Annotated in this window: 23 protein-coding genes and 3 pseudogenes; 19 read left to right on the top strand and 7 right to left on the bottom strand. The window is 57.7% G+C overall.

The features are described 5' to 3' along the window. The first annotated feature begins 2 nt into the window (after positions 1–2). The 8 genes and pseudogenes from BM416_RS26540 (at position 3) to BM416_RS26575 (ending at position 7,701) form a co-directional block, all read left to right on the top strand. Positions 3–1,019, top strand: a complete 1,017-nt coding sequence (locus BM416_RS26540; protein WP_092489983.1) for a ketoacyl-ACP synthase III — start codon at positions 3–5, stop codon at positions 1,017–1,019. A gap of 48 nt (positions 1,020–1,067) precedes the next feature. Then, positions 1,068–2,246, top strand: a complete 1,179-nt coding sequence (locus tag BM416_RS26545) for a DegT/DnrJ/EryC1/StrS family aminotransferase (RefSeq protein WP_092489984.1) — start codon at positions 1,068–1,070, stop codon at positions 2,244–2,246. Between the two features lie 454 nt (positions 2,247–2,700). Beyond that, entirely contained in the window at positions 2,701–4,695 is a 1,995-nt protein-coding gene (locus BM416_RS26550; protein ID WP_092489985.1) for a polysaccharide biosynthesis protein, read from the top strand. A gap of 111 nt (positions 4,696–4,806) precedes the next feature. After that, positions 4,807–5,016, top strand: a pseudogene (locus tag BM416_RS26555) (competence protein ComEA); the annotation flags it as partial. A 192-nt stretch (positions 5,017–5,208) separates the two neighbouring features. Beyond that, positions 5,209–5,498: pseudogene (locus BM416_RS26560) on the top strand (IS3 family transposase); the annotation flags it as partial. 98 nt (positions 5,499–5,596) lie between these two features. Beyond that, positions 5,597–6,622 carry an MraY family glycosyltransferase gene (locus BM416_RS26565; RefSeq protein WP_092489986.1) on the top strand — a complete coding sequence of 342 codons (1,026 nt, stop codon included), beginning with the start codon at positions 5,597–5,599 and terminating at the stop codon, positions 6,620–6,622. 242 nt (positions 6,623–6,864) lie between these two features. After that, positions 6,865–7,215 (top strand): annotated as a pseudogene (locus BM416_RS26570) (polysaccharide biosynthesis protein); the annotation flags it as partial. Positions 7,216–7,368: 153 nt separating this feature from the next. Then, on the top strand, positions 7,369–7,701 hold the full coding sequence (locus tag BM416_RS26575; protein WP_092489987.1) for a ComEA family DNA-binding protein: 333 nt from the start codon (positions 7,369–7,371) through the stop codon (positions 7,699–7,701). 17 nt (positions 7,702–7,718) lie between these two features. On the opposite strand, the gene BM416_RS26580 is transcribed toward BM416_RS26575, so the two are convergent. Beyond that, positions 7,719–8,297, bottom strand: coding sequence for a TetR/AcrR family transcriptional regulator (locus BM416_RS26580; RefSeq protein ID WP_092489988.1), 579 nt, complete (start codon positions 8,295–8,297; stop codon positions 7,719–7,721). 131 nt (positions 8,298–8,428) lie between these two features. On the opposite strand from BM416_RS26580, the gene BM416_RS26585 reads away from it, so the two are divergent. Further along, a complete protein-coding gene (locus BM416_RS26585) occupies positions 8,429–9,073 on the top strand; it encodes a GntR family transcriptional regulator (RefSeq protein ID WP_092490000.1) in 645 nt (214 codons plus the stop codon). A 15-nt stretch (positions 9,074–9,088) separates the two neighbouring features. Further along, positions 9,089–9,937: an urea carboxylase-associated family protein gene (locus BM416_RS26590; protein ID WP_092489989.1), complete on the top strand. Its 849-nt coding sequence runs from the start codon at positions 9,089–9,091 to the stop codon at positions 9,935–9,937. Between the two features lie 6 nt (positions 9,938–9,943). On the opposite strand, the gene BM416_RS26595 is transcribed toward BM416_RS26590, so the two are convergent. Both BM416_RS26595 and eat read right to left on the bottom strand, forming a co-directional pair. Further along, positions 9,944–10,111 carry a DUF2897 family protein gene (locus BM416_RS26595; protein ID WP_003172675.1) on the bottom strand — a complete coding sequence of 56 codons (168 nt, stop codon included), beginning with the start codon at positions 10,109–10,111 and terminating at the stop codon, positions 9,944–9,946. Between the two features lie 110 nt (positions 10,112–10,221). Then, a complete protein-coding gene (gene eat, locus BM416_RS26600) occupies positions 10,222–11,586 on the bottom strand; it encodes an ethanolamine permease (RefSeq protein WP_027604147.1) in 1,365 nt (454 codons plus the stop codon). A 412-nt stretch (positions 11,587–11,998) separates the two neighbouring features. Between eat and kdpF the strand changes: the two genes are divergently transcribed. The 6 genes from kdpF (at position 11,999) to BM416_RS26630 (ending at position 19,928) form a co-directional block, all read left to right on the top strand. After that, complete coding sequence (gene kdpF, locus BM416_RS26605; protein WP_003218754.1) at positions 11,999–12,088, top strand: K(+)-transporting ATPase subunit F; 90 nt, start codon at positions 11,999–12,001, stop codon at positions 12,086–12,088. A gap of 9 nt (positions 12,089–12,097) precedes the next feature. Continuing rightward, positions 12,098–13,792, top strand: coding sequence for a potassium-transporting ATPase subunit KdpA (gene kdpA / locus BM416_RS26610; protein ID WP_092489990.1), 1,695 nt, complete (start codon positions 12,098–12,100; stop codon positions 13,790–13,792). A gap of 15 nt (positions 13,793–13,807) precedes the next feature. Continuing rightward, positions 13,808–15,865: a potassium-transporting ATPase subunit KdpB gene (kdpB, locus tag BM416_RS26615; RefSeq protein WP_371856072.1), complete on the top strand. Its 2,058-nt coding sequence runs from the start codon at positions 13,808–13,810 to the stop codon at positions 15,863–15,865. 64 nt (positions 15,866–15,929) lie between these two features. Further along, a complete protein-coding gene (kdpC, locus tag BM416_RS26620) occupies positions 15,930–16,475 on the top strand; it encodes a potassium-transporting ATPase subunit KdpC (protein WP_092489992.1) in 546 nt (181 codons plus the stop codon). 74 nt (positions 16,476–16,549) lie between these two features. Beyond that, the gene (locus BM416_RS26625; protein ID WP_092489993.1) at positions 16,550–19,201 is read left to right on the top strand and encodes a sensor histidine kinase; all 2,652 of its coding nucleotides are present in this window, start codon (positions 16,550–16,552) and stop codon (positions 19,199–19,201) included. Between the two features lie 37 nt (positions 19,202–19,238). Then, positions 19,239–19,928 (top strand): response regulator, encoded by a 690-nt coding sequence (locus tag BM416_RS26630; RefSeq protein WP_092489994.1) that lies wholly within the window; start codon positions 19,239–19,241, stop codon positions 19,926–19,928. Between the two features lie 255 nt (positions 19,929–20,183). Here the strand turns inward: BM416_RS26630 and BM416_RS26640 are convergent, their stop codons facing one another. Continuing rightward, positions 20,184–21,221: a patatin-like phospholipase family protein gene (locus BM416_RS26640; RefSeq protein ID WP_092489996.1), complete on the bottom strand. Its 1,038-nt coding sequence runs from the start codon at positions 21,219–21,221 to the stop codon at positions 20,184–20,186. A gap of 215 nt (positions 21,222–21,436) precedes the next feature. Here BM416_RS26640 and BM416_RS26645 point away from each other — a divergent pair, with 215 nt between their 5' ends. From BM416_RS26645 to BM416_RS26655, 3 genes are all read left to right on the top strand, one after another. Beyond that, the gene (locus BM416_RS26645) at positions 21,437–21,715 is read left to right on the top strand and encodes a hypothetical protein (RefSeq protein WP_003172685.1); all 279 of its coding nucleotides are present in this window, start codon (positions 21,437–21,439) and stop codon (positions 21,713–21,715) included. Positions 21,716–21,759: 44 nt separating this feature from the next. Further along, complete coding sequence (locus BM416_RS26650) at positions 21,760–22,521, top strand: CHAD domain-containing protein (RefSeq protein WP_092489997.1); 762 nt, start codon at positions 21,760–21,762, stop codon at positions 22,519–22,521. Positions 22,522–22,611: 90 nt separating this feature from the next. Continuing rightward, on the top strand, positions 22,612–23,409 hold the full coding sequence (locus BM416_RS26655; protein ID WP_092489998.1) for an acyl-CoA thioesterase: 798 nt from the start codon (positions 22,612–22,614) through the stop codon (positions 23,407–23,409). Positions 23,410–23,412: 3 nt separating this feature from the next. Here BM416_RS26655 and BM416_RS26660 read toward each other — a convergent pair whose 3' ends face one another. From BM416_RS26660 to BM416_RS26670, 3 genes are all read right to left on the bottom strand, one after another. Continuing rightward, the gene (locus BM416_RS26660; RefSeq protein ID WP_027604139.1) at positions 23,413–23,775 is read right to left on the bottom strand and encodes an Mpo1-like protein; all 363 of its coding nucleotides are present in this window, start codon (positions 23,773–23,775) and stop codon (positions 23,413–23,415) included. 143 nt (positions 23,776–23,918) lie between these two features. Further along, on the bottom strand, positions 23,919–24,335 hold the full coding sequence (locus tag BM416_RS26665; RefSeq protein ID WP_092489999.1) for an Imm50 family immunity protein: 417 nt from the start codon (positions 24,333–24,335) through the stop codon (positions 23,919–23,921). Continuing rightward, the coding region (locus BM416_RS26670) for an RHS repeat-associated core domain-containing protein (RefSeq protein WP_175539103.1) at positions 24,332–25,540 on the bottom strand (1,209 nt) is incomplete at its 5' end. The genes BM416_RS26665 and BM416_RS26670, both read right to left, overlap by 4 nt.

Below are 25,540 nucleotides of genomic sequence, written 5' to 3' on the forward strand. Positions count from 1 at the left end.
AAATGAATAAATTTGCTAAAATAACAGCTATTGAGTACGTCCTACCGTCCAATACGTTGTCGAATGAAGATCTTGCTCGTGAGTTCCCTGAATGGGACGTAGACAAAATCTTCGGTAAGACCGGAATAAATAAGCGTCAGATCGTCGGGGTTGATGAGTGTGCCTCCGATCTCGCATTTCAAGCTTGCGAAAAGCTCTTGAGCGCTGTTGATTTTAAGCGCTCTGAGATCGACTTCATTATCCTGTGCACTCAAAGTCCTGATTACTTGCTGCCCTCTACTGCTTGTATCCTTCAGCATCGCTTGGGACTATCTACGCAGTGTGGTGCCTTTGATTTCAATCAAGGGTGCTCCGGATTTATTTATGGGCTCGGATTAGCTAAAGGACTTATCGAGACCGGGCAGGCTAAGAACGTACTATTAGTTACGGCTGAGACTTATAGTAAATATATTCACCCGGCAGACAAGAGTGTTCGTACTTTGTTTGGAGATGCCGCAGCAGCTACATTAGTACAATCGACAGTGGGAACGCCTCATATTGATCGCTTTCGCTATGGAACTGATGGTGCCGGTGCTAAGAATCTAATCGTCCCTGTTGGCGGTGCGCGTCGTCCTTCTGCATTAAATATAAATCCACCAGTTTATCAAGATGATAGCGGTAATGCGCGTACAGATGCTAACCTTTATATGAATGGGTCTGCGATATTTGAGTTTTCAATGACTCGAATTCCTCAAATGTTTGCAACGCTGTTCGATGATGAGTTTAAGATAGAGGAAGTCGATCTTTTTGCCTTTCATCAAGCTAACAAATTTATGCTCGACTCATTGCGTCGGAGAATAAAGCTGCCGGAAGAGAAGTTTATCTCTGAGTTTGAACACTGTGGTAATACTGTATCTTCCAGTATTCCGATTGCATTGAAGGTTTCGATAGAGAAAGGCATATTAACTAGTGGTAAGACTGTGGTTGGTATTGGGTTCGGCGTAGGTTATTCTTGGGCTGGTTGCGTAATTAAATGGTAACGATACTCGCGTAGTCGTTTGGGTCCAGCATTCTAATAGAGGTTTCTAGTGCTCAATACTAAGTTTTCTCCTTGGCCATCCTTTACCGAAGAGGAGGCGAACGCCACCAAAGATGTTATTTTGTCTAATAAGGTCAACTACTGGACTGGTCAGGAGGCGCGTCATTTTGAGACAGAGTTCGCTGAGTGGACGGGCACTCGTTATGCGGTTGCTCTGGCGAATGGTACGGTGGCGTTGGATTTAGCGTTGAAAGCACTGGGAGTTGGTCCGGGGGATGAGGTCATTGTTACCTCGCGTACGTTTTTAGCGTCAGTCTCGAGCATTGTGAATGCTGGAGCGACCCCTATATTTGCGGATGTCGACCCCGACTCGCAAAACGTTGTAGCGCAAACGATCAGGGCGGTCGTGACTGCACGAACTAAAGCGTTGATTTGTGTCCATTTGGCCGGCTGGCCATGTGACATGGACCCGATCATGTCGTTGGCTAATGAACTGAATCTGAAGGTCATTGAAGATTGTGCACAGGCTCACGGCGCCACATACAAAGGGCGTTCTGTTGGTTCGATTGGGCATGTGGGGGCTTGGTCATTTTGCCAGGACAAGATTATGACAACGGGTGGTGAGGGCGGAATGGTCACCACCAATGATCGTCAACTCTGGGCTGACATGTGGTCGTATAAGGACCACGGGAAAAGCTGGGAAGCTGTCTATGAGCGTCAGCACAACCCCGGTTTTCGTTGGTTACATGAACGCTTCGGCACAAATTGGCGGATGCTTGAGGTTCAAGCTGTTATAGGCCGCATTCAGTTGCGACGCATGAAAGAGTGGCAAGTATCTCGCATTCAAAATGCCACGCGCATCTGGGACGTCGCTCGGCAATTGCCTGCGCTGCGCGTTCCTGTTATTCCAAATACTATTAAACACGCTGCATATAAGTGCTATGTGTTTGTTCGTCCGGATCAACTAAAAAGTGATTGGTCTCGAGATCGAGTTCTCGATGAAATCGTTGCCAGGGGGGTGCCAGCATTTTCAGGATCCTGTTCGGAGGTTTATCTTGAAAAAGCATTTGATAATACAGGGTGGCGTCCTGTCAATCGTCTTGCCAATGCCAAATATTTAGGTGAGACAAGTTTAATGTTTTTGGTGCATCCAACGTTGACAACGCAAGAAATAGAATTAACTTGTGAGGTGCTAGTGGCCGTTATGCAGCAAGCTACTTTGATATAGCGAATTAGAGAGTGGCTCGCTTTAATGATATGTTACCTCTGTGGCGGATTGTTTTAGCGATAGCTCTAGGCTCGTATGATCAGAGTCTATATTGTTAATTTGTGTGCCGTTTTTAGTTTTTACAGTGAATTGTATAGTGAACACATTACTTTTCGAGTTGCCTTGAGAATTTTTTAAAGACATCTTTCGATTATAGGGGCCGTTATGACGCGTTGCCATTTGAACCGCTATCACGTTTTGTGTTTTCCTGTTTCCCTGTTTCCCTGTTTTCGTTGTTTTTCGTTGTTTTTCGTTGTTTTTCGTTGTTTTTCTTGGCTGATGAGCTTGGAAGCTAGTGACTCAAAACTATTATGCTCGAATCCTGAAGAAGATTTTTGAGCGAGGATCCGTAAGGAAACATAGAATGATCCTTAGCGCGAATATATCAGGAGCTGTTTGAGTGGATGGAAGGGGTATGGAAAAATTGAGAGGACTGCTTCTGGGCCTTCCCAGGCGCACAAAACGGCTCATCCAGGTAGCTACTGACGTCGTTGTTGTGTGGGTCGCGTTGTGGCTGGCCTTTGCCGTCAGATTGGGCATGGATGAAATGATTAATCCTTTGATTTTTCATTTTTGGCTGTTTTTAGCGGCTCCGGTTGTGGCCATCCCTCTTTTTATCCGATTTGGAATGTACCGCGCAGTTATGCGCTATTTTGGCAACGATGCATTGATTGCCATTATCAAGGCTGTCAGCTTGTCTTCGCTGGTGCTGGGCTTTTTTGTCTACTGGTACAGTAATCATCAGCACGTAGTGCCACGCTCCATCATCTTTAACTATTGGTGGCTGAGCATGATTATGGTTGGCGGGCTTAGGTTAGCCATGCGGCAATACTTTTTAGGGGATTGGTTTTCAGCGTCCCAGCACGTGCCTTTCGCCAACCGCGACGATGGCTTGCCACGCGTAGCCATCTACGGTGCTGGTTCGGCTGGTAATCAATTGGTTGCGGCTCTTCGCATGGGCCGTGTGATGCGGCCAGTCGCGTTCATCGATGACGATTCGAGCATCACTGACCGGGTAATTTCTGGATTGCAGGTTTACAAACCCAAGCATATCCAATTGATGATCGAGGCAACCGGCGCTCAGGAAATACTATTAGCCATCCCATCTTCGAATCGCGGTCGCCGCCGTGAAATTCTCAGTTTCCTTGAGGGGTTCCCTCTTCATGTGCGCAGCGTGCCGGGCTTTATGGATTTGGCGAGCGGCCGAGTCAAGGTTGATGACATTCAAGAGGTTGATATCGCGGACCTGCTTGGCCGTGATGCCGTTCCCGCCCAAGGCGAATTGCTGGAGCGTTGTATTAAGGGACAAAGCGTACTGGTCACAGGAGCGGGTGGTTCAATTGGTTCTGAGCTTTGCCGACAGATCCTAGTGCTTCGACCTACGATATTAATTCTGTACGATCACAGTGAGTTCAATCTCTACAGCATTCTTTCCGAGCTCGAGCAGCGAATTACCCGTGAGTCTCTACCCGTCAAGCTCCTGCCGATTCTCGGTTCCGTACGTAATCCTGGCAAACTTTTGGACGTGATGAGGACTTGGCGTACAGATACGGTTTATCATGCTGCCGCCTATAAGCATGTACCTATGGTCGAACATAATATCGCTGAAGGCGTTTTGAACAATGTCATCGGTACACTAAACACCGCTCAAGCTGCGCTTCAGTCGGGAGTTGCTAACTTTGTCCTAATCTCCACAGATAAAGCTGTACGCCCAACTAATGTCATGGGTAGCACCAAAAGGCTTGCAGAGTTGACGTTACAAGCGCTTAGTAATGAACTGGCTCCAGTGCTGTTCGGTGAGAGGTCGAATATATCAAGGGTTAATAAAACACGTTTCACCATGGTTCGCTTCGGCAATGTGTTGGGCTCGTCTGGCTCTGTAATTCCGTTGTTTCACAAGCAGATCAAGTCCGGTGGGCCTTTAACCGTTACCCACCCCAAAATCACTCGCTACTTCATGACCATTCCCGAAGCCGCACAGTTGGTTATCCAAGCGGGTTCAATGGGATTGGGTGGTGATGTGTTTGTGCTTGATATGGGCGAACCGGTGAAGATCATTGAGCTTGCCGAAAAAATGATCCATCTTTCCGGCCTTAGCGTTCGCTCCGACAAAAATCCCCATGGCGACATCGCCATTGAATTCACCGGCTTACGCCCCGGCGAAAAGCTTTACGAAGAGTTACTGATTGGTGACAACGTAGTCGCCACCCAGCACCCCATGATCATGAGTGCTAACGAGGACCATCTCTCTTGGGAAGTTCTCAAGAGTAAGCTAACTGAATTGCTGACGGCCGTGGAGCAAGACGACTACACCCGCGTCCGCCAACTCCTGCGCGACACCGTCAGCGGCTATTGCCCTGACGGTGAAATCGTCGACTGGATCTACCAGCAGCGTCGTTTGGAGCCATGATTTAGCACTCTGCTACTCAAGCATTTTTGACGAATCTCCAGCATCACCTAAGTTTGAAAAGCAGCTTCGGAAAAGCTGCTTTTCTCTTAACGATGTCATGGAGCGCCACCAATGCAAAACACCTACCTTACCTCTCTAATCTTCGCCTTCCTCACCACCCTCTCCGTCACCACCACCGCAGCCTCGCCCATCAAATCCGAAGCCCCGGCCGCTATCAGGGCCCACATGGCCCCGGCCGAGCAATTCGCCAAGGTCAACTTGAATCCCACCGACGCCGAAACCTTGCGTCGTGACTTGTTCGGTATCTGTGTCGCTAAAGCGTAACCTTAACCGTCCGAGTTACACCGCCTTGAAACTCAGACCTTAATCATCTTCAACTATTGAGTGACGCGCTCCCATTCAAAAACCGCTGGATCAAAGGTACCCCATGCCACTCCATCATGTCCTCATGCTCTGGGTGGTGCGGCAGTCCAAATGAGCTTGCAAGGTGTCTAAAGAATCCGGGGCGATTCACAATGGCCTAAAGCTGGTTTCGCCAGCCTGGATACCGAGAGGGCTGGATGAGGGATTTTAAGCACTGGTATAACCACGAGCACCGGAATAGCCGGATCCGGTTCGTCACGCCGGCAGATCGTCATCGCGGTGTGGATCATCAGATCCTTGCTCGACGGCATGAACTGTACGAGCAAGCCCGGGAGAAAAGCCCGGAACATTGGTCTGGAGAGACACGAAACTGGTTGCCTATGGGCACGGTGCTGTTGAACCCGGATCGGGATGAGCAGGTCGAGAAAAGAGCGGCATAGTTAGGCGGTGACGCGACAACTACCTTGAAAAACGCCGCGGTGTCAGTATGAGACGGACTAAAGTAAGCAGCAACGCAGTACCTTAGAGATAAAAAACAATGACTTATTGGTGGCTGGGTGTCGTTATTGCTCTTTTGTCGCATCTGTTGACCGCGTTGCTGAGGCGGTACGCTGTTGCTAACAGCATCATTGATATTCCCATTGCCCGTAGTTCCCACTCCGTACCCACACCCAGGGGGGGAGGGGTAGCTATTGCGGTCTCCTTCCTTTTAGCGTTGTCTTTGCTCGGATGGACTCAGGCGGTTTCATTTCAGACCTTGATTGCAACTGGAGGAGCGGGTGCGTTGATCGCGATAATTGGCTTCATGGACGACCTTAGGCATATCGCCGCCCGGTGGCGTCTATTGGGTCACTTTACGGCCTCGGGGTGGGCGCTATACTGGCTGGGTGGTCTGCCAGAGCTAGTGCTCTTTGGAGTAACGGTAAACTTAGGTTGGGCTGGGAAGGGGGTTGCTGTTTTCTATTTGGTCTGGATGCTGAATTTATACAATTTCATGGACGGAATTGACGGAATTGCCAGCGTGGAAGCCATTTGCGCCTGCTTGGGTATGTGCCTGCTATACGCGTTGAGCGGTAAGCCGGGCTTAGTCTTACTGCCGCTAATACTGGCAATGGCAGTAACAGGCTTTCTATGTTGGAACCTGCTACCTGCTCGTATATTCATGGGGGACTCCGGCAGTGGATTCATCGGAATCGTCCTGGGTATTTTTTCAATCCAGGCTGCTTGGGCATCCTCTCAGTTGCTATGGGCGTGGTTGATTCTGTTGGGTGTATTCATCGTAGACGCCACCTTTACGTTGATCCGCCGTCTCGTGCGGGGCGACAAGGTATACCAGGCTCATCGTAGTCACGCATATCAATTTGCCTCTCGGCGCTACGGCAGCCATTTACCAGTAACGCTTGCTGTTGCAGGTCTAAACCTGTTCTGGTTGTTGCCGGTTGCAATGTGCGTGGTCATGCTAGGATTGGACGGCGCTGTGGGTGTGGTGATTGCTTATGTGCCATTGGTTGCACTGGCGCTCAAGTTTCATGCAGGCGAACTGGAAAAGGCTGACACCAATTAAGGCGGTATCTGATCGCGCAATCATAAAATACAGGAGTGTTTACGGTTTTTTTGCGGCGCCCTTGTTGGGACGCTACAGGCACGCAAGAAATCCTGCTGGAGATTACTCCCTTCAACCGACGTCTCCGCCGGGAAACCCTCACCTTCTTGGAGGGGGCCCCGCTACACGTGCAGAGTGTTCCCAGATTCGTGGAGCTGGCCGGTAGGCGGGTGAAAAAAGTAGACGATAGGTTCAACATCTCCCGCGTTAACAAAAAGCGCTTCACCACCATGGTTCGCGTCGGCAGTGTATTTGGCTCCTCCGGTTCGGTCATTCCGCTATTCCACAAGCAGATCAAATTCGGAGGGCCGTTGACGGTCACTCACCCCAAAATCACCCGCTACTTCATGACCATTCCCGAAGCCGCACAGTTGGTTGTCCAAACCGGTTCGATGGGGCAGGGCGGTGATGTGTTCGTGCTTGATATGCGCGATCTTGTGGAAATCATTGAGCTCGCCGAAAAAATGATCCACCTCTCCGGCCTAAGAGTTCACTCCGACAAAAATCCCCACGGCGACATCGCCATCGAATTCACCGGCCTGCGCCCCGGCGAACTTGTCGACTGGATCTACCAGCAACGACGCTTGGAACCATGATTTAACACTCTGTTACTCAAGCATTTTTGACGAATCTCCAACATCACCTAAGTTTGAAAAGCAGCCTCGGAAAAGCTGCTTTTCCCTCATCAATGTCATGGAGCGTCACCAATGCAAAACACCTACCTCACCTCCCTAATCTTCGCCTTCCTCACGACCCTTTCAGTCACCACCACCGCAGCCCCGTCCATCAAACCCGAAGCTCCAACCCCTATCACCGCCCTGATGACCAAGGTCGAGCAGTCCACCAAGGTCAACCTGAACACCGCCGATGCCGAGACCCTGCGGCGCGATTTGTTCGGTATCGGCGCGGCCAAAGCCCAGGCGATCATCGCCTATCGCGAAAGCAATGGTCCGTTCACGGCGGTGGATGAGTTGTTGGAAGTGAAGGGGATTGGCAAGGCGCTGCTGGAGAAGAATCGCGATAGGCTGGCCATCAACTGATTCATCCAGGAGGCCGGTCATTGATCGGCCTTTTTGCCCTCCGGGTTCTGCGTTTTCAGGCGTTCGCGCACCACGGCCATGATCTGTCTTGCCAATTGAGGGTCTTCAACACTCCTGGCCAGTACCAATGCACCCACCAGTGTCGACATCATCACCAGGCTCTCTGCATCGCAACGCTCATCTCCCAATGCCGTTTCTATTTGCTTGAGCCTTGCGTTGAGTACCTGGTCTGTAGTCGCACTGGGCTGGCCTCGGAGCCCCAGTTCTGAACACATCGTTGGCAGCGGGCAGCCCTGGTCCGGGAAGGTCAGGTGCCATTCCGACAGGTAACTGTCGATAAACGCGCCCAGCGGCTGCTCCTGGCTGAACAGCATGTCGCAATGGGCGTCCAGGTCTGCGGCGGCCGCCTGCAGGGCTGTCTCCACCAGTTCGTCCTTGGATTTGAAATGCGCGTAAAAGCCGCCATGGGTCAGGTTCAACACTTTCATCAGTGGCTGCAGGCCGGTGGCGTCTACTCCGTCGCGGCGAAAGCGTGCAGAGGCTTCCTTGATGATGCGTTGGTGGGTTTGGGTTTTGTGGTTTTGTGAATAACGCATGGGGCAGCCTCGGTTACAGGCGGGCATTTTAACCAACTTGATCTTTTTTACACACTCGTCGGCATGCAGGGCGTTGGCATGAAATGTGATTACATCTAGACGGAAGATTGTTCAACAATCGTGAGGTGGTCATGACGCTCAGTTTGTCTTTAGCCGACCAGATTGCCCTGGAGCTGCGTGCCGACATTATTGCGGGGCGGTTATTGCCTGGCATGGCATTGGTCGAGGTGGATCTGGTCAAGACCTACAGTGCGTCGCGCAATACGATTCGCGAAGCCTTGCACTGTCTGGGGCAGGAGGGGTTGACCCGTTATGTGCGCAACAAGGGCGTCATGGTGCGGCGGTTAGAGCAGGAGGAAGTCCGCGACCTGTTTGTAGTCCGCCGTACCCTGGAGTTGCAGGCCATCGCCGGAACCGATGCCTTGACGCACGAGCAATCCGTACGCCTGCAAAACGCCATTGACGCCACCACCCTGGCCCGTGAGCGCGAGGATTGGCGTGCAGTGGCCACCCACAGTTTGCTGTTCCATCAGCACATCGTCGGGTTGATGGGCAGCCCGTTGTTCGATGAGTTTTTTGCCCAGGTCATCGCCCAACTGCGCCTGGTGTTTTGCGCTGCCCCTGATGAGCAACGTTTCCAGTCGCCCTGGCTGGAGCGTGACCGTGAGATTTATCAATGGCTGGTCGAGCAGGACAAACCGGCGGCAGGGGAGGCGATGAGCCTGTACCTGGATGATTCGGAACGCCTGTCCTTGGCCCTGTTTACCCACCCCTGATCGAGGATCTGCATCATGTACAAAGACTATCCGGCCGCTTATCAGGTCAGCAAGGGTTCGGCGTTGCAGGTCGACGCGGCATTTTACGAGCGCATTCGTGACCGAAAAGATCAGCGCGGCTTGATCGAGCAGTTCGAGGTACCGATTCGCACGGGCAGGGCGTGGAAGGTGCCCGCCGGGCATGTGTTTCGTGTCACCACGCCCGTGGGCCCGCAGGTGGGGGACTTCAATGTGTGGAACGCCAATGACCCCCGCGAACGTCTTTGGGCTGCACGTACCCGTCAGTTGCAGGGGACGCATGTGAGCACTCATGACCGGCTATGGTCGAATCTGCCGTTTCTAAGGCCACTGGTGACCATCACCGATGACAGCCTGGCCAGTTACGGCATCGATGAGCATGGAGGGCGTCTGCATGATTTGCTGGGGACACGTTGCGATCCCTATGTGAACCGCATGCTCACCGGCGAGGACTTCCATCACCATTGCCACTCCAACCTGACTCGCGCGGTATTACCCCACGGGCTGACGGAATTCGACGTGCATGACGTGCTGAATATTTTCCAGTGCACGGGCCTCAATCACGACGACATGTATTTCATGAAAGCCTGCCCGGCGCATAAGGGCGATTACCTGGAGTTCTTTGCCGAGATTGATTTGCTCTGCGCGCTGTCGACGTGCCCGGGTGGGGATTTGTCGCTGCCGATGTGGGGGCCGGATGCGCAGGACCCGCTGACGGTGTGCCGTCCGTTGGGGGTTGAGATCTATCGGCTGGAGGACGAGTTGCTGGACGGCTGGAGCCAGCCGGAGCGTGCTGCCTATAAAGGGCAGCACGGGTTGCAGATTGCCAAGGCGGATTGGGAGTAAGCGGTCCTAGCGGTCCTGCGCGTCCTTGGCGTCCGCCTGGGCGTTGCGTTCGGCCACGCGTTTGCGTTGTTCGTCGGTGAGTTCCACCTTGTTGGCGCTGTCACGCAGCATCATCAGCCCTCCGACGATCGACCCGATCGCAACCACCATAATCAACCACGCATACCACGGCATAAGACTCTCCTTGAGGCAGATTACCGTCGGAGAATTTTCCCACGGCAATAACTACTTTGAGTGACGGGCTTTCTGAGTAGTTCAGTGTAGGCCCGTTCTGCCTCGAAACCTTAGAGCCCGGTCAACATTGCGTCTGCCGGCGCATCGGCACGATCCTGTGCGGTCATCTGGAAGTAGATGAAACCCACCGCCATAAAGCCGAGGAAGATCAGCCCGATCAGCGTGTTGAACCACGCCATGGCTACCAGGCACACCACGGCCAGCGCCAGCGCAATGCCGGGCACGATCGGATAACCCGGCGCGCGGAAGGTACGTTCCAGCAGCGGCTCGGTCTTACGCAGTTTGAACAGGCTGAGCATGCTCATGATGTACATCACAATGGCACCGAACACCGCCATGGTGATCATCGCCGCAGTCAATGTCATGCCGCCCAGGTTGATCAGGCCATCGCTATAGATGGCGGCGATGCCGACCACGCCACCGGCGATGATTGCCCGGTGTGGTGTCTGAAAGCGCGACAATTTGGCGAGGAAGGAGGGCAGGTAACCGGCGCGGGCCAGGGCGAAGAACTGGCGCGAGTAGCCCAGGATAATGCCGTGGAAGCTCGCCACCAGGCCGAACAGGCCGATCCAGACCAGCATGTGCAGCCAGCCGGAGTTGTCGCCCACCACGGTTTTCATCGCCTGCGGCAGTGGATCGTTGATGTTCGACAGGGTGCGCCAGTCGCCCACGCCGCCGGCGAAGAACATCACGCCCATGGCCAGGATCACCAGGGTCAGGATGCCGCTGATGTAGGCCTTTGGAATGGTGCGCTTCGGATCTTTCGCTTCCTCGGCCGCCATGGCTGCGCCTTCGATGGCCAGGAAGAACCAGATGGCAAACGGAATTGCCGCAAACATCCCGGCAATCGCCGGGGCGCCGAAGGTATCGGAACCGGCCCAACCGTTCAGGGCAAAGTTGCTGAAGCTGAACGCGGGCGCGACCACACCCATGAACACCAGCAGCTCGGCGACGGCGAGCACGCACACCACCAGCTCGAAGGTCGCGGCGAGTTTTACGCCGAGAATATTCAGCCCCATGAACACGATGTAGGCACCGACGGCCGCATGCTTGGGGTCCAGGGCCGGGAACTGCACATTCAGATACGCGCCGATCGCCAGGGCGATGGCAGGCGGGGCGAAGACGAATTCGATCAGGGTGGCGAGGCCTGCGATCAAGCCGCCTTTCTCCCCAAAGGCGCGACGACTGTAGGCAAACGGCCCGCCTGCGTGAGGAATGGCGGTAGTCAGCTCGGTGAAACTGAAGATAAAGCAGGTGTACATCGCGGCGACCATCAGCGAGGTCACCAGGAAGCCCAAGGTCCCGGCCACGCCCCAGCCGTAGCTCCAGCCGAAGTATTCCCCGGAAATCACCAGCCCGACGGCAATGCCCCATAAATGCAGGGTGCCCAAGGTGGGTTTGAGTTGTGTGTTCATTGTGCTGCGCTCCCTGAACGGTTTGGAATGATTCAAGGTGTTGCAGCGGCCATGCCAGCCTGAGAATCATTGTCGTAAAGCGGCGCAACTGTCGTGTGGGGGATGGTTTGGCGTTTGAAATTTGCCGGCGTCGCACCAGTTAGGTGCGGCGGTGACGGTGCCGGCGCTATCGGGAGCAAGCCCCCTGCCACAGGTTGACTGGCGCTCGGCATGACAACGCGGTCAAGTGTGGGAGGGGACTTGCTCCCGATAGCGCCCGCCCAGACGCCGAATACCCCCGTGTAAACCCCGCATAAACCCACTCTTTACGCCATCTTTACGCCTCGCACAGCCCGTCGCTCTCGTTCCTTTACGCCACTCCTGCGGACAATTGCCCCACACGCGGCACTCGCCGCTAAACGGAGAGACTTCCATGAGCGTTCTGGACGGGGTGTCACTGCTATTGGCCGTGGCGCTGTTCATTTATCTGCTGGTTGCGCTGTTACGCGCGGATCGGAACTAGGAGCTGGCCATGCACAGTTATGACTATTGGCTGATCATTGCCTTCTTTGCCGTGGTACTGGTGCCGGCGCCGTTCCTGGGGCGGTTCTACTACAAGGTGATGGAAGGCCAGCGCACGTGGCTGAGCCCGGTGCTGGGGCCTGTCGAAAAAGCCTGTTATCGCCTGTCGGGGGTGGATGAACATCAGGAACAAAGCTGGCAGAAATACATGCTGGCCTTGCTCGCGTTCAACCTCGCGGGTTTTTTGCTGTTGTTCGCGATCCTGCTGCTCCAGGACTATCTCCCACTGAACCCGCAGAAATTGCCGGGCCAGGAATGGACCCTGGCCTTCAATACCGCGGTCAGTTTCATGACCAACACCAACTGGCAGTCCTACAGCGGTGAGGCGTCCCTGAGCTACCTCAGCCAGATGGCTGGCCTGACCGTGCAGAACTTCGTCAGTGCGGCCACCGGCCTGGCCGTCCTGGTCGCGCTGTGCCGTGGGATCGGGCGCAAATCCGCCAGGACCCTGGGTAACTTCTGGGTCGACATGACCCGCGCCACGCTCTACGGTCTGCTGCCGTTGTGCCTGGTGCTGGCGCTGTTCCTGGTATGGCAGGGCGTGCCGCAAACCTTCGCGCACTATGTGGATGCCGTGACCCTGCAAGGCGTGGATCAAGTGATCCCCCTGGGCCCGGCAGCCAGCCAGATTGCGATCAAGCAACTGGGCACCAACGGCGGCGGCTTCTTCGGCGTCAACTCGGCGCACCCGTTTGAAGACCCGACCGCCTGGGCCAACCTGTTCGAAGTGGCTTCGATCATCCTGATCCCGGTGGCGTTGGTATTCACCTTCGGCCACTACGTGAAAGACCTGCGCCAGAGCCGCGCGATCCTTGGCTGCATGCTGGCGCTGTTCCTGATCGGCGGCGCCACTTCCCTGTGGTCCGAATACCAGCCCAACCCGAGCTTGAATAACCCGGCCGTCGAGCAGACCGCACCGCTGGAAGGCAAGGAGGCGCGCTTCGGTACCACCGGCACCGTGTTGTGGTCGGTGACCACCACCGCGGCGTCCAACGGTTCGGTCAACGGCATGCAAGACAGCCTCAACCCCCTCAGTGGGATGGTGGCGCTGGTCAACATGATGGTCGGCGAAGTGATCTTCGGCGGCGTCGGCGCCGGCATGTACGGCATGTTGCTCAACGTGTTGATCGCGGTGTTCCTGGCCGGCCTGATGATCGGCCGCACCCCGGAATACCTGGGCAAGAAACTCCAGGCCAAGGAAGTGCAGTTGCTGGTCGTGACCCTGTTGGTGATGCCGGTGGGTGTGCTGGTACTGGGTGCCATCGCCGCGAGCCTGCCCGGCCCTGCCGGCGCGATCAGCAACCCTGGCCCTCACGGTTTCAGCCAGTTGCTGTACGCCTACACCTCGGCCAGCGCCAACAACGGCTCGGCGTTCGGTGGTTTCAGTGCCAACACGCCGTTTCACAACCTGATGCTGGGCCTGGGCATGTTGATCGGCCGCTTCGGCTACATCCTCCCGGTACTGGCTCTGGCCGGCAGCCTGGCTATGAAGAAGACCGCACCGATTGGCCAGAACAGCTTCCCGACCCATGGTCCGCTGTTCGTGACCCTGTTGACCGTGACTATTTTGCTGGTGGGCGGCCTGACTTTCCTGCCGACGCTGGCGCTGGGGCCCATCGCTGAACACTTGAGCATGGGCTTCTAAAAAGGGGATATGAACATGAATATGCCTGCAAAAAACGCGGCCCCGGTCAACACCCAGGAGCCCGCCAAAACCGCTGTCTCGGCCCTGTGGCGCCCGGCGCTGGTCCAGGCGTTCGTCAAGCTGGACCCGCGCCAGCTGCAACGCTCGCCGGTGATGCTGGTGGTCGAGCTGACCGCCATTCTCACCACCGTGCTGTGCTTTGTGCCCGACACCGCCGTACCGACGTATGTGGCCGTGCAAATCGCCGTGTGGCTGTGGTTCACCGTGCTGTTCGCCAACTTCGCCGAAGCCTTGGCCGAAGGACGCGGCAAGGCCCGTGCCGACAGCCTCAAGGCCGGCAGCGAAGGCCTGAGCGCGCGGCGTAAGGAAGCCGATGGCAGCTTCAAGGTCGTGCCGGCCACCAGTCTGCGTAAAGGTGATGTGGTGCGTGTGGCCGCCGGGGAAATGATCCCCGGCGATGGCGAGGTCGTCGAAGGCATCGCAGCGGTCAACGAAGCGGCGATCACCGGTGAGTCCGCGCCGGTGATCCGTGAGTCCGGCGGCGATCGCTCGGCCGTCACCGGCAACACGCGGCTGGTCTCGGACTGGCTGCTGATCCGCATCACCGCCAACCCCGGCGAGTCCACCCTGGACCGCATGATCGCCCTGGTCGAAGGCGCCAAGCGTCAGAAAACCCCCAACGAAGTCGCGCTGGATATCCTGCTGATCGGCCTGACCCTGATCTTCCTGCTGGTGGTCGTGACCTTGCAGCCCTTCGCCCACTTCGCCAATGGCAGCTTGCCCCTGGTGTTTTTGGTCGCACTGCTGGTGACGCTGATTCCTACCACCATCGGTGGCTTGTTGTCGGCCATCGGTATTGCCGGTATGGACCGTCTGGTGCGCCTGAATGTGATCGCCAAGTCCGGCCGTGCCGTGGAAGCGGCCGGTGACGTGCACGTGTTGCTGCTGGACAAGACCGGCACCATCACCTTCGGTAACCGTCGGTGCGCGGCGGTAGTTGCGGCGCCTGGCGTCAGTGGCAAGGAAGTGGCCGAAGGTGCGTTGTTTGCCTCTTTGGCCGATGACACGGCAGAAGGCAAATCCATCGTCGAATACCTGCGGGCTCTGCACCCGCAGGCCGAGCCATCCCTGGATGAGCTGATCGCGGTACCGTTCAGCGCCGAGACCCGCTTGTCCGGTGTCGACTACCAGGGCCGCGTGTTCCGCAAAGGCGCAGTGGATTCGTTGCTGGCGTTTATCGGCCAGCCACGCGGCGACCTGCAACCGGCATTGGCGCGGGAAATCGACAGGATCGCCCAGAGCGGTGGCACGCCCTTGCTGGTGTGTGCCGACGGCAAATTGCTCGGTGCGATCCACCTCAAGGACGTGGTCAAGCCCGGTATCCGCGAACGTTTCGCCGAGCTGCGCAAGCTGGGGATTCGCACCGTGATGGTCACCGGTGACAACCCGCTGACGGCCGCTGCGATCGCTGCCGAAGCCGGTGTGGATGACGTGCTGGCCGAAGCGACCCCGGAGAAAAAACTCGCGCGCATCCGTCACGAGCAAAACGACGGCCGCCTGGTGGCGATGTGTGGCGATGGCGCCAACGACGCCCCGGCACTGGCCCAGGCGGACGTCGGCATGGCGATGAACGACGGCACCCAGGCCGCCCGCGAGGCGGCCAATATGGTCGACCTCGACAGCGACCCCACCAAGCTGCTGGACGTGGTGCAGATCGGCAAAGAGTTGCTGGTGACCCGTGGCGCGTTGACCACCTTTTCCATCGCAAACGACGTGGCCAAGTACTTCGCGATCCTGCCGGCGTTGTTCGCCTCGATCTACCCGCAGTTGGGCGTGCTCAACGTGATGCACTTGCAGAGCCCCCAGAGCGCGATTCTCTCGGCCATCGTGTTCAACGCGCTGATCATCGTGGTGCTGATTCCCCTGGCGCTGCGCGGTGTGCGTGTGCAGGCCGCGAGTGCGGCGGCGTTGCTGCGGCGCAACCTGCTGATCTATGGCCTGGGCGGGTTGCTGGTGCCGTTCGTGGGCATCAAGGCGATCGACATGCTGCTGACCGCGCTGCACCTGGTGTGACCCGATGCCTGTGGGCACCACCCCGGTGCCCACAGGTTGCAAAGACCGAATTGAGGAATTTGAAATGTCCAACATAATCCGTCCGGCCCTGAGCCTGCTGGTGCTCATGACCCTGATCACCGGCGTGGCCTACCCACTGGTGGTGACCGGTGTCGCCCAAGTCGCTTTCCCGGACCAGGCCAACGGCAGCCTGGTGCGCGATGCCAGCGGCAAGGTGCGTGGCTCCAGCCTGATCGCCCAGGACTTTACCGGTGACAGCTGGTTCCATCCGCGCCCTTCGGCGGGGGCCTTTGCGACGGTTTCCAGCAGCGCCAGTAACCTCGCCCCCAGCAACCCGGCCTTGGCCACCCGCGTGTTCGATGACGCGAACAAACAGTTGGTGCCCGGCCAGGGCCCGGTGCCTTTGGTGTCGCTGACTACCTCCGGCAGCGGTCTTGATCCACACTTGCCACCCCAGGCGATTGCCTATCAACTGGCACGGGTGGCTGCCGCGCGAAATGTGCCGGTATCGACCCTGCAACGATTGATGGATGAACATATCGAAAGCCCGCTGGTGGGGCCGCCGGTGGTGAATGTGCTGGCGCTGAACATGGCCCTGGAAAAACTCTGAACCCTGTGGGAGGAGGCTTGCCCCCTCCCACATTGGATTTTCTCTGGGTCTGAACAATTGAAGGAAACCCCAGCATGAGCGACTCCGGCCGCGCCGATGCCCTGCTAGCCGATCTACCCCGGGACGGCCGTGGCCGGCTCAAAGTTTTCCTCGGCGCCGCGCCAGGTGTGGGCAAGACCTACGCCATGCTCCAGGCTGCCCACACCCAACTGCGCCAGGGCGTCAAACTGATCGCCGGCGTGGTTGAAACCCACGGCCGAGCCGAGACCGAAGCCTTGCTCAGCGGCCTGCCGCAACAACCGTTGTTGCGCAGCGAATACCGTGGCGTGATGCTCGAAGAAATGGACCTCGACGGCCTGCTCGCCGCCAAGCCCAAGCTGGTGCTGGTGGACGAACTGGCCCACAGCAACGCCCCCGGCAGCCGCCATGAAAAGCGCTGGCAAGACATTCAGGAACTGCTCGCCGCTGGCATCAACGTGTTTACCACGGTCAACGTCCAGCACCTGGAAAGCCTGAATGACCAGGTCCGCGGCATCACCGGTGTGCAGGTCCGCGAAACCTTGCCGGATTGGGTGTTGCAGGAGGCCGACGAACTGCTGCTGATCGACCTGCCGTCCCGCGAACTGCTCGAGCGTCTGCGCGACGGCAAGGTGTATGTGCCGGAGCAGGCCCGCGCCGCCATCGATGCGTTCTTTACCCAGACCAACCTGATGGCCCTGCGCGAGCTGGCGATGCAGACCGCCGCCGCCCATGTCGACGACGATTTGGCCCAGGGTTATCGCCAGCTCGGCCAGGCGGCGCCGGCGGTGCGTGGGCGTTTGTTGGTGGGCGTGGATGGCGATGCGCAGGCCGAACGCCTGGTGCGCCATGCCAGTCGCGTCGCCCAGCGTCGGCATTTGCCGTGGAGCCTGGTGCATATCGACAACGGCCGTGCGCGGGATGAGCAGGCTCGCCTGCGCCTGCAAAACGCCCAGCAACTGGCCGAGCGTCTTGGCGGCGAAGTGGTGCTGCTGCGGGCGGGGGAGGTGGCCAAGACTTTGATCCAGCATGCCGCCGAACGCCGTGCCAGCCTGCTGTTGGTGGGGCAGTCGCGAATGCGTTGGCGGCGTCGCCTGTTCGGTGGCGGTTTGGCGGCGCGGTTGTTGCGTAATGCCCGGGGCTTGGAAATCAACGTCCTCGACAGCGACGATGTGCCCGCAGCCCCACGCCTGCCGGATGTCCGAGGCCTGGTGTGGTTCGATTATGCCTTGGCCGTGGTTGCGACCCTCGTCGCCGCCGCTGTGGCCTGGGCCGTGTCCAGCGTATTGCCGTTGCCGAATATCTCGCTGGTGTTTCTCGCTGCCGTACTGCTGGTGGCGGTGCGCAGCAGCCTGGGGCCGTCCCTGGTGTGTGCGGCGTTGTCGTTCCTGACCTATGACTTCCTGTTTATCCCGCCGAATTTTTCCTTCGCCATCCAGCGCGAAGAGGACGTTCTGACGCTGTTGTTCTTCCTGCTGATGGCGGCGCTCACCGGCAACCTTGCTGCGCGCCAGCGCCGGCAGTTGCAGGCATTGCGCGACACCCAGGAAGAAACCGGCGAACTGCTCGACCTGTCGCGCAAACTCACCGCCGCCACCGACCGCCAGGCGGTGATCAGTGCCGCCGCCCACCATCTGGAAGGCTGGAGCGACCTGGATCTGTGCCTGGTCAATCGCGACGGCCAGGGTGGCTGGAAGGTCGAGACCGGCGGCCCGCTGACCTTCACCGAAGCCGAGCGTGCTGCGGCCGATTGGGCCTGGCAGCATGACCAGCCGGCAGGTATGGGCACCGGCACCCTGCCGTTCGGGCGCTGGTGGTGGTGGCCGTTGTCGGGCGAGGAAGGTCCGCTCGGGTTGCTCGGCGTCAGTGCCAAGCCGGGCCTGGAATTGAGCGGTCAACGCCGTCGCTTGCTGACCGCCTTGAGCCAGCCCCTGGCCCAGGCCCTGGCGCGGGCGCAGTTGGCCCAGGAGCTGGAATCCGCCCGTTTGCATGGCGAAACCGAGCAACTGCGCAGCGCTTTGCTGGCGTCGGTGTCCCACGATTTGCGCACACCGTTGACCTCCATGCGCGGCAGTATCGACAGCCTGCTGGCGCTCGGCGAAGCCATCCCCCTGGCGGATCGTCGCGAGCTGCTCGAAGGCACCCGCGATGAGGCCGAGCGCCTGGACCGCTATATCCAGAACCTGCTGGACATGACGCGACTGGGCCATGGCGCGCTGAAGCTGGCGCGGGACTGGGTGTCGCCCGGCGATATTGTCGGCAGTGCGCTCGGGCGTTTGCGCGCGGTGCTGGCGCCGCTGCAGGTGAGCACCGATGTGCCGGCGGAGTTGCCGCTGCTCTATGTCCATGCCGCGTTGATCGAACAGGCACTGGTCAATGTATTGGAAAATGCCGCGCGCTTTTCACCGCCCCACGGTCGATTGCAACTGAGCGCCGGCGTCTCGGATAACCGATTGTTTTTTGCCGTGGCGGATGAGGGGCCCGGTATTCCTGAGGATGAGCGGGCGAAGATCTTCGACATGTTCTACACCGCCGCGCGCGGTGATCGAGGCGGGCAGGGCACCGGCCTCGGCCTGGCGATCTGCCAGGGCATGGTCGGCGCCCATGGTGGGCATATCAGCGTGGCCGATGGCATTGAGGGGCGCGGTACCTGCATCACGCTGTTCCTGCCGTTGCCGACACAGCCTGGCCTGGAAGGCGAGGCGTGAGCTACCCTGTTTTCTCTACGGATTTTGATTGGACACCATGAGCCAGACCGCGACGATTTTAGTCATTGATGACGAACCGCAGATCCGCAAATTTCTGCGCATCAGCCTGGCCTCCCAAGGTTACAAAGTGATCGAGGCCGGCACCGGCAACGAAGGCCTGGCCCAGGCGGCGTTGAGCAAGCCCGACTTGCTGGTGCTCGACCTGGGCCTGCCGGACATGGACGGCCAGCAGGTGTTGCGCGAGTTTCGTGAGTGGTCGACGGTGCCGGTACTGGTGCTGTCGGTGCGGGCCAGCGAAGGACAGAAGGTCGAAGCCCTAGACGGTGGCGCCAATGATTATGTCACCAAGCCCTTCGGCATCCAGGAGTTCCTGGCCCGCGTGCGCGCCTTGTTGCGCCAGGCGCCGGTGGGCGAGACCCAGGAAGCGGCGTTGCAGTTTGGCCCGTTGACGGTGGACCTGGCCTATCGCCGCGTGCTGCTGGACGGCTCCGAGGTGGCACTGACCCGCAAGGAATACGCGGTGCTGGCACAACTGGCGCGGCATCCGGGACGGGTGATCACCCAACAGCAACTGCTCAAGGACATCTGGGGCCCGACCCACACCGACGACAGTCACTACCTGCGGATTGTGGTGGGGCATCTGCGCCAGAAGCTGGCGGATGATCCGACCCAGCCGAGGTTTATCGTGACCGAGGCGGGAGTGGGGTATCGGTTGTTGAGCGCCTGAGGCGATCTGTCAGCCTCTCTGTGGTTCTGTGGGTTCTGTGGGTTCTGTGGGTTCTGTGGGTTCTGTGGGTTTTGTGGGTTCTGTGGGTTTTGTGGGTTCTGTGGTGAGCGGGCTTGCCCCGCGCTGGGCTGCGTAGCAGCCCCAAAACCAGGCCCAAAGGAGTACCTGACACTGCGCGTTCCTCATTGAGTGGGGCCGCTGCGCAGCCCAACGCGGGGCAAGCCCGCTCACCACGGCTCTAGCGACACAGCTGTCTCAGCGCTGCTCACTCTCATAGCGATCCAGGGTATCACTGGCAATTTCCCGCCCAAGTGCGATCAACTCCGGCGCCTTGTAGAACTCGAAAAACCGGCACACCCGCTTCGGCACGTTGATCAGCACATCCGGCGGGTAGCCGGCGATCTTGTATTGCGCCAGCGAGGTCTGCATCACCTCGAAACTCTGGTTGATCAGATCCAGCAATGACGCCGGCCCGACGTTATCGATGATGAATGAACCGGTGGCCGACTTCGGCGCCCCCGGCTTTTCCGGTGCGGCGGCGGGTTGCTGGGATTCGGGTTCGGCCGACTCCAGCCACGGATTGATCTCGGCCGCCTGGGCCTGCAAGGCTTCCTGCTCAAGTTTCATCAACTGCTCGGCCTGCTTGCGGCGAAACGGCAGGTGCGAACCCAGTGATTTCGCCAGGCTGTTGAAGCGACTCTTGAACGCCGGCGGGCGCTGGATCACCGGCAATTGGTAGTGTTTCTGGTTGGTGGCGTTGAGGTTGACCGCGATGATCAAGTCACAATGGCTCGACACCACCGGCACGATCGGCAGCGGGTTGAGCAGGCCGCCGTCCACCAGCATGCGGTTGCCTTGCATCACCGGGGTGAACAGGCTGGGAATCGCCGCCGAGGCACGCATGGCCTGGTGCAGGCAGCCTTCCTGGAACCAGATTTCCTGCTGGTTGGTCAGGTCGGTGGCGACGGCGGTGTAGGGGATGCGCAGCTCTTCGATAGTGATCTCGCCGACGATCTTGCGGATTTGCCCGAAGACCTTTTCGCCACGAATCGCCCCAAGGCGGAAACTCACGTCCACCAGGCGCAGCACGTCGAGGTAGTCGAGGCTTTCAATCCAGTTTCGATATTCGTCCAGTTTGCCCGCGGCGTAGATCCCACCCACCACGGCCCCCATGGAGCAACCGGCGATACAGGCGATCTCGTAACCGCGCCGTTCGATTTCCTCGATCACCCCGATATGGGCGTAGCCCCGGGCCCCGCCGGATCCCAACACCAAGGCAACACGTTTCTTCATGGTCGATGTCCTTCATAAACGGGGGCCCACAATGCGCCTATTTTGGGGGCCGCTTCAATCTTGGTTGCGCCTGGCAATATTTTTCAAGAATAGCGCCCAGGCTCGGGTATGCTCTGGCAATAGGTACTACCGATTTCAGGCTAAGGACAAGGCACTTTTTCTTGTAGGCAACGTCTACAGCGTACGACTGTTTTCTTTATTTTGAGGTGTCATCGATGAAAGCCTGGATGTGTGTGCCTGTGATCATGTTGGCCCTGGCGGGTTGTGCCGGGAAAACCGCATACCGCGACAGCTGTGGCTCGCAATTGGATGCCGCCTGGAAAGAGCTCGACCTGGCCAAGGCCGAAGGTTTTGCCGGCACCGTCAGCTACTCCAAGGCCTTGTCGTTGTTGACTGGCGCCAAGACCCAGCAGCAATTCGAGGCGTTTGAAGGCTGCTCCAACAAGGCCGAAAAAGCTCGGTTCTATATTCGTGAGTCGCGCGCCGGGCGTTAACGTGCAGCGCAGAGTGGGATTTTTCATCTGAGAGTGAGGGCAGGATGTCAGCTTTGGTCGATCAGTTAGTCGCTCAGGTCATTGGCCTGGAAGTAGGGTTACTGAGTTGCCAGGCTCGCCTCGCTGCCGTCACCGATGATGAAGCCCTGCACGATCTGCGCACCACCGTGCGCCGCCTGCGCAGCCTGTTACGTCCTTTGCGCGGGCTGCCGGGTGTAGAACAGCTTGAATTGGCCGCCGGTACGGTCGGCCAGTTGACGACGCCGCTGCGCGACCGAGAGGTGCTGGCGGCGTATTTGCATCAGCATGGTTATCACGAGGCCGCAGATCGACGCCTGCGCCTGCAACCCGACGCCTATCGCCAGGTGGCGCAAGGCCCGGAAGTTGCCCATCTGCTGCTGATCCTTGATGCATTCCCGCGCTTTATCCGCGCCTCGGAGCACCAGAAATTGCTCAGGGGTTTGCGACCGCGCATCGAGAAGCGCCTGGCCAAGCAATGGCAGAAACTCGATCAGGCGCTGAAAGACCCAGACCATGATCGCCACCGTCTGCGCTTGTTGATCAAGCGTGTGCGCTATGCTGCCGAGGCTTACCCCCAACTGGATAAGTTGTCCGCCAATGCCCTGCCACGCCTGAAGAAAGCCCAAGCGGCACTGGGTGATTGGCATGACTGCTGGCAATGGTTGGCCCAGGCCGAACATCAAGCCGATCTGCAGCCCTGTGTTGCGATTTGGCATCGCACCATGGCCAAGGCCGAAGGGCAGGCGGATCGCGTGCTGGACAAACTCAGCGCGGATTGTTTCTAAATCGGTCCGGCTTTTGGCCGGAATAAGCGCTGTACCTTGGCTGCGCGCTGGTTAAGATCGCCCATCTGTTTCTTTTGATGTGAGGTCGCCATGCGCTTTAGTGATTTGCTCGACGCTGCCCGAAGCAACCCGCTGGATGTCACCATTCCCGCTGAATGGGCCCAGGGCCGTGCCACGTTCGGTGGCCTGGTTGCTGCGTTGCAATACGAAGCCTTGCGCGCCGAGGTGCCGACGGACCGCCCATTGCGCTCGCTCGCGATCACCTTCGTTGGCCCGGTCGCGCCCGATGTCCCTGCCAGCTATCAAGTCGAAGTGTTGCGTGAAGGCAAGGCGGTCAGCCAGCTGCTCGGCCGTGTTGTGCAGAACGGTGAGGTCGCGACCCTGGTACAGGCAAGTTTTGGCGCATCCCGCGAGTCGGAAATCGATGTGGCGAGCGAACCGCCGCCGACGTTCAAGCACTGGGATGAATGCCAGGAACTGCCCTATATCAAAGGTGTCACGCCTGAATTCATGCGCCACCTGGCGATGCGTTGGAGCGTTGGCGGTTTGCCGTTTACCGGGAATAAATCCCGCGAGATGGGCGGTTGGGTTCGCTTGCGCGGGGATGTGAAGGAGGAACCGCTGACCGAAGCGCATATCCTCGCCCTGGTCGACGCCTGGCCACCGGCGTTACTGCCGCACCTGAAAAAGCCCGCTCCGGGCAGCACCCTGACCTGGACCATCGAATTCATCCAACCGTTGCAGGAATTGACGACCCTGGACTGGTGCCAGTACTACGTCAGCATCGAACATGCGCGCGACGGCTACGGTCACGCCGCCGCCGCGCTGTGGAGCCCAACCGGTGCGTTGATCGCCCTCAGCCGCCAGACCGTGGTGGTCTTCGCCTGATCGTCAGTGACGGTGGCGCAGCCGCCAGGCACGCCACCAGCCACCGCTCAACACAAAGCGCGGGAATGTCAGGAACTGCTCGACCACCAGGCGCTGTACTGCGTCTTTACGATCACTGAACGGCTCACCGGCCTCGGCTTCCAGGCTATGGCCATGACGCTGCAACGCCAGGCCAGCGAGGATGCCGACTACGCCAATGGCGAAACTGGCCAGGCTCAGGCTGAACACACCGGACACAATCAACAGAAACCCGATGATAAACAGCGGCACGGCAATCAGGTGCAACGCCAGGTTGGTCGGGTGCTGATGGTTTTGCGGGTAGTTACGCCATTGCCAGGCGGGGAGATTGGGATGACGTTTGCCCATGATGGTGAACCCTCTGTCCGTTGAAATAATATGGAGAGAGTTTAGGTGGGGGTGGGCGGGTGGGCGAATTGGGGTTGGCTATAGCGCTCATAGTTTCTGTTATGTAAATCATCTAACCCTTTCTCCCATCTATTCTACAAAACTTATGCTGGCCAGCTATGATCTCCTGGTTCAGGACAATTTATATAAACTGACGGCCCAGCCATAGACAGCCACTTTGATTTAAATTCAATAGAGGCATTTTCTGATTTTGCGTTGAAAATAAAGTGCTCGTTTTCTCGCGTTATTTTCGCAATGAAAATTTCCCGGCGAGGAAGATTGGTTATCTGCAGGTTACTTATTGCGTTACAGGTTAGTCCAATCCTGCATGTGTTGTATCCTTTGTCCTCCCATTTTGGAGGTAAAAAATCTGGAAAGTCTGGTATGTCAAAACCAATGCTGAGAGAGGGTTGGTCGTTTTCTATCGTCAGAGAGTGTATATAAATCTCGCGAATTTCAATTGGACGACTGAACAATTTATTAAAAAATATGGTTCCTTCAAGATCATTCCAATGCTTCATTTTTTATCCTTAAATGGGTAGTGGTCTTTTGTTCCCGGGACTTTGCCGGTTCGCGGTGTATCAATTGGGGGTAGGTTGAAGTGAGAGCCTTGATCGCCTGCTCCGTTTTGAGCACCGAAATTATGCCCTGCTGAATGGTCTTGTATTAGTATTTTGGAACCATCGGCTCTCGTATATTGGTAGACCCTCGTCTTAATCGGTTTTCCAGAATTGTCTAAAATTGTTTTTTCATTTATATCTGACATTTTCACAGTGTTGTATTGTTTTTTTGCGCCAGAACCCGCGTCGATAAATACATCGGGTTGTTGCGATGTCGGTATATTGGCGTCTCTTTTTGCTTCGCGGAATGCTCCTTTACGAGATACATAAGGTGCGTGAGGTTCAACAGGTATTGCGCAGGTTGGATTTTTCTTTACTACGCCGGTGCAACGGGCATTCAGTCCGAGTGGATCTACCCAACCCGTAGGGTTAGGCACGTACTGGTACGCGTTGATCCCACCCGCCAACTTCACCGGATCCGGAGTCAGGTAACACCCAATATCTGGATTGTAGTAGCGATGGCGGTTGTAGTGCAGTCCGCTTTCCTGATCGAAGTACTGACCCTGGAAACGCAGCGGGTTGTCGATTGTGCCTTTGTCGAGTCGGCTGATATGGCCGTAGGCGCGGTAGTGGGCGGACCACACGATGTCGCCGTCTGGAGAGGTGAGTTCCTGTGGCGTGCCGAGGTGGTCGAGTTGGTAGTGGTAGGGCTTGGTATCTTTTGGGCCGAATCCTTCCAGCAGGGCGAGTGGCGTAAAACTATCGGGTTCGTAGAGATAGCTGCGATGGCGATCCGCATGGTGTTCGGCAATCAGCCTGTCGCCTTGCCAGAAAAACTCCGTGGTTATGCCGTCCACGGTTTTGCTGATGCGCCGCCCAAACGGGTCGTAGCGGTAACTGGCGGTTTGGCCGTTGGGTTGGGTGATGCCGATCAGCCGATGCTGGCAGTCGTAGCGGTATTCGGTGATCAGCGCGTGCCCACGGCCACGCCGTTCGCGGATCAGGTTGCCGAAGGCGTCATAGTCGTAGTAACGGTCGCCCTGGATCATCAGGCGGTTGCCGGCAACGATGTCGGGGCCGGGGCGGTCTTGCATCAGCAGGTTGCCGGCCAGGGTGTGGCCGAAGCGTTCCTGCAGGTCTTGAGAATGGTCGGCGCGGGTGAGGCG

Source organism: Pseudomonas sp. NFACC42-2 (assembly GCF_900116055.1).
Classification (GTDB): domain Bacteria; phylum Pseudomonadota; class Gammaproteobacteria; order Pseudomonadales; family Pseudomonadaceae; genus Aquipseudomonas; species Aquipseudomonas marginalis.

What these genes read in the sequence shown, in the direction of transcription:
- BM416_RS26665 (WP_092489999.1), bottom strand. Translation starts at nt 24,335, where the DNA reads ATGAAGCATTGGAATGATCTTGAAGGAACCATATTTTTTAATAAATTG.
- BM416_RS26590 (WP_092489989.1), top strand. Translation starts at nt 9,089, where the DNA reads ATGTACAAAGACTATCCGGCCGCTTATCAGGTCAGCAAGGGTTCGGCG.
- BM416_RS26655 (WP_092489998.1), top strand. Translation starts at nt 22,612, where the DNA reads ATGCGCTTTAGTGATTTGCTCGACGCTGCCCGAAGCAACCCGCTGGAT.
- kdpB (WP_371856072.1), top strand. Translation starts at nt 13,808, where the DNA reads ATGAATATGCCTGCAAAAAACGCGGCCCCGGTCAACACCCAGGAGCCC.
- BM416_RS26585 (WP_092490000.1), top strand. Translation starts at nt 8,429, where the DNA reads ATGACGCTCAGTTTGTCTTTAGCCGACCAGATTGCCCTGGAGCTGCGT.
- eat (WP_027604147.1), bottom strand. Translation starts at nt 11,586, where the DNA reads ATGAACACACAACTCAAACCCACCTTGGGCACCCTGCATTTATGGGGC.
- BM416_RS26540 (WP_092489983.1), top strand. Translation starts at nt 3, where the DNA reads ATGAATAAATTTGCTAAAATAACAGCTATTGAGTACGTCCTACCGTCC.
- BM416_RS26595 (WP_003172675.1), bottom strand. Translation starts at nt 10,111, where the DNA reads ATGCCGTGGTATGCGTGGTTGATTATGGTGGTTGCGATCGGGTCGATC.
- BM416_RS26640 (WP_092489996.1), bottom strand. Translation starts at nt 21,221, where the DNA reads ATGAAGAAACGTGTTGCCTTGGTGTTGGGATCCGGCGGGGCCCGGGGC.
- BM416_RS26580 (WP_092489988.1), bottom strand. Translation starts at nt 8,297, where the DNA reads ATGCGTTATTCACAAAACCACAAAACCCAAACCCACCAACGCATCATC.
- kdpF (WP_003218754.1), top strand. Translation starts at nt 11,999, where the DNA reads ATGAGCGTTCTGGACGGGGTGTCACTGCTATTGGCCGTGGCGCTGTTC.
- BM416_RS26550 (WP_092489985.1), top strand. Translation starts at nt 2,701, where the DNA reads ATGGAAAAATTGAGAGGACTGCTTCTGGGCCTTCCCAGGCGCACAAAA.
- BM416_RS26565 (WP_092489986.1), top strand. Translation starts at nt 5,597, where the DNA reads ATGACTTATTGGTGGCTGGGTGTCGTTATTGCTCTTTTGTCGCATCTG.
- BM416_RS26660 (WP_027604139.1), bottom strand. Translation starts at nt 23,775, where the DNA reads ATGGGCAAACGTCATCCCAATCTCCCCGCCTGGCAATGGCGTAACTAC.
- BM416_RS26630 (WP_092489994.1), top strand. Translation starts at nt 19,239, where the DNA reads ATGAGCCAGACCGCGACGATTTTAGTCATTGATGACGAACCGCAGATC.
- kdpC (WP_092489992.1), top strand. Translation starts at nt 15,930, where the DNA reads ATGTCCAACATAATCCGTCCGGCCCTGAGCCTGCTGGTGCTCATGACC.
- kdpA (WP_092489990.1), top strand. Translation starts at nt 12,098, where the DNA reads ATGCACAGTTATGACTATTGGCTGATCATTGCCTTCTTTGCCGTGGTA.
- BM416_RS26645 (WP_003172685.1), top strand. Translation starts at nt 21,437, where the DNA reads ATGAAAGCCTGGATGTGTGTGCCTGTGATCATGTTGGCCCTGGCGGGT.
- BM416_RS26575 (WP_092489987.1), top strand. Translation starts at nt 7,369, where the DNA reads ATGCAAAACACCTACCTCACCTCCCTAATCTTCGCCTTCCTCACGACC.
- BM416_RS26650 (WP_092489997.1), top strand. Translation starts at nt 21,760, where the DNA reads ATGTCAGCTTTGGTCGATCAGTTAGTCGCTCAGGTCATTGGCCTGGAA.
- BM416_RS26625 (WP_092489993.1), top strand. Translation starts at nt 16,550, where the DNA reads ATGAGCGACTCCGGCCGCGCCGATGCCCTGCTAGCCGATCTACCCCGG.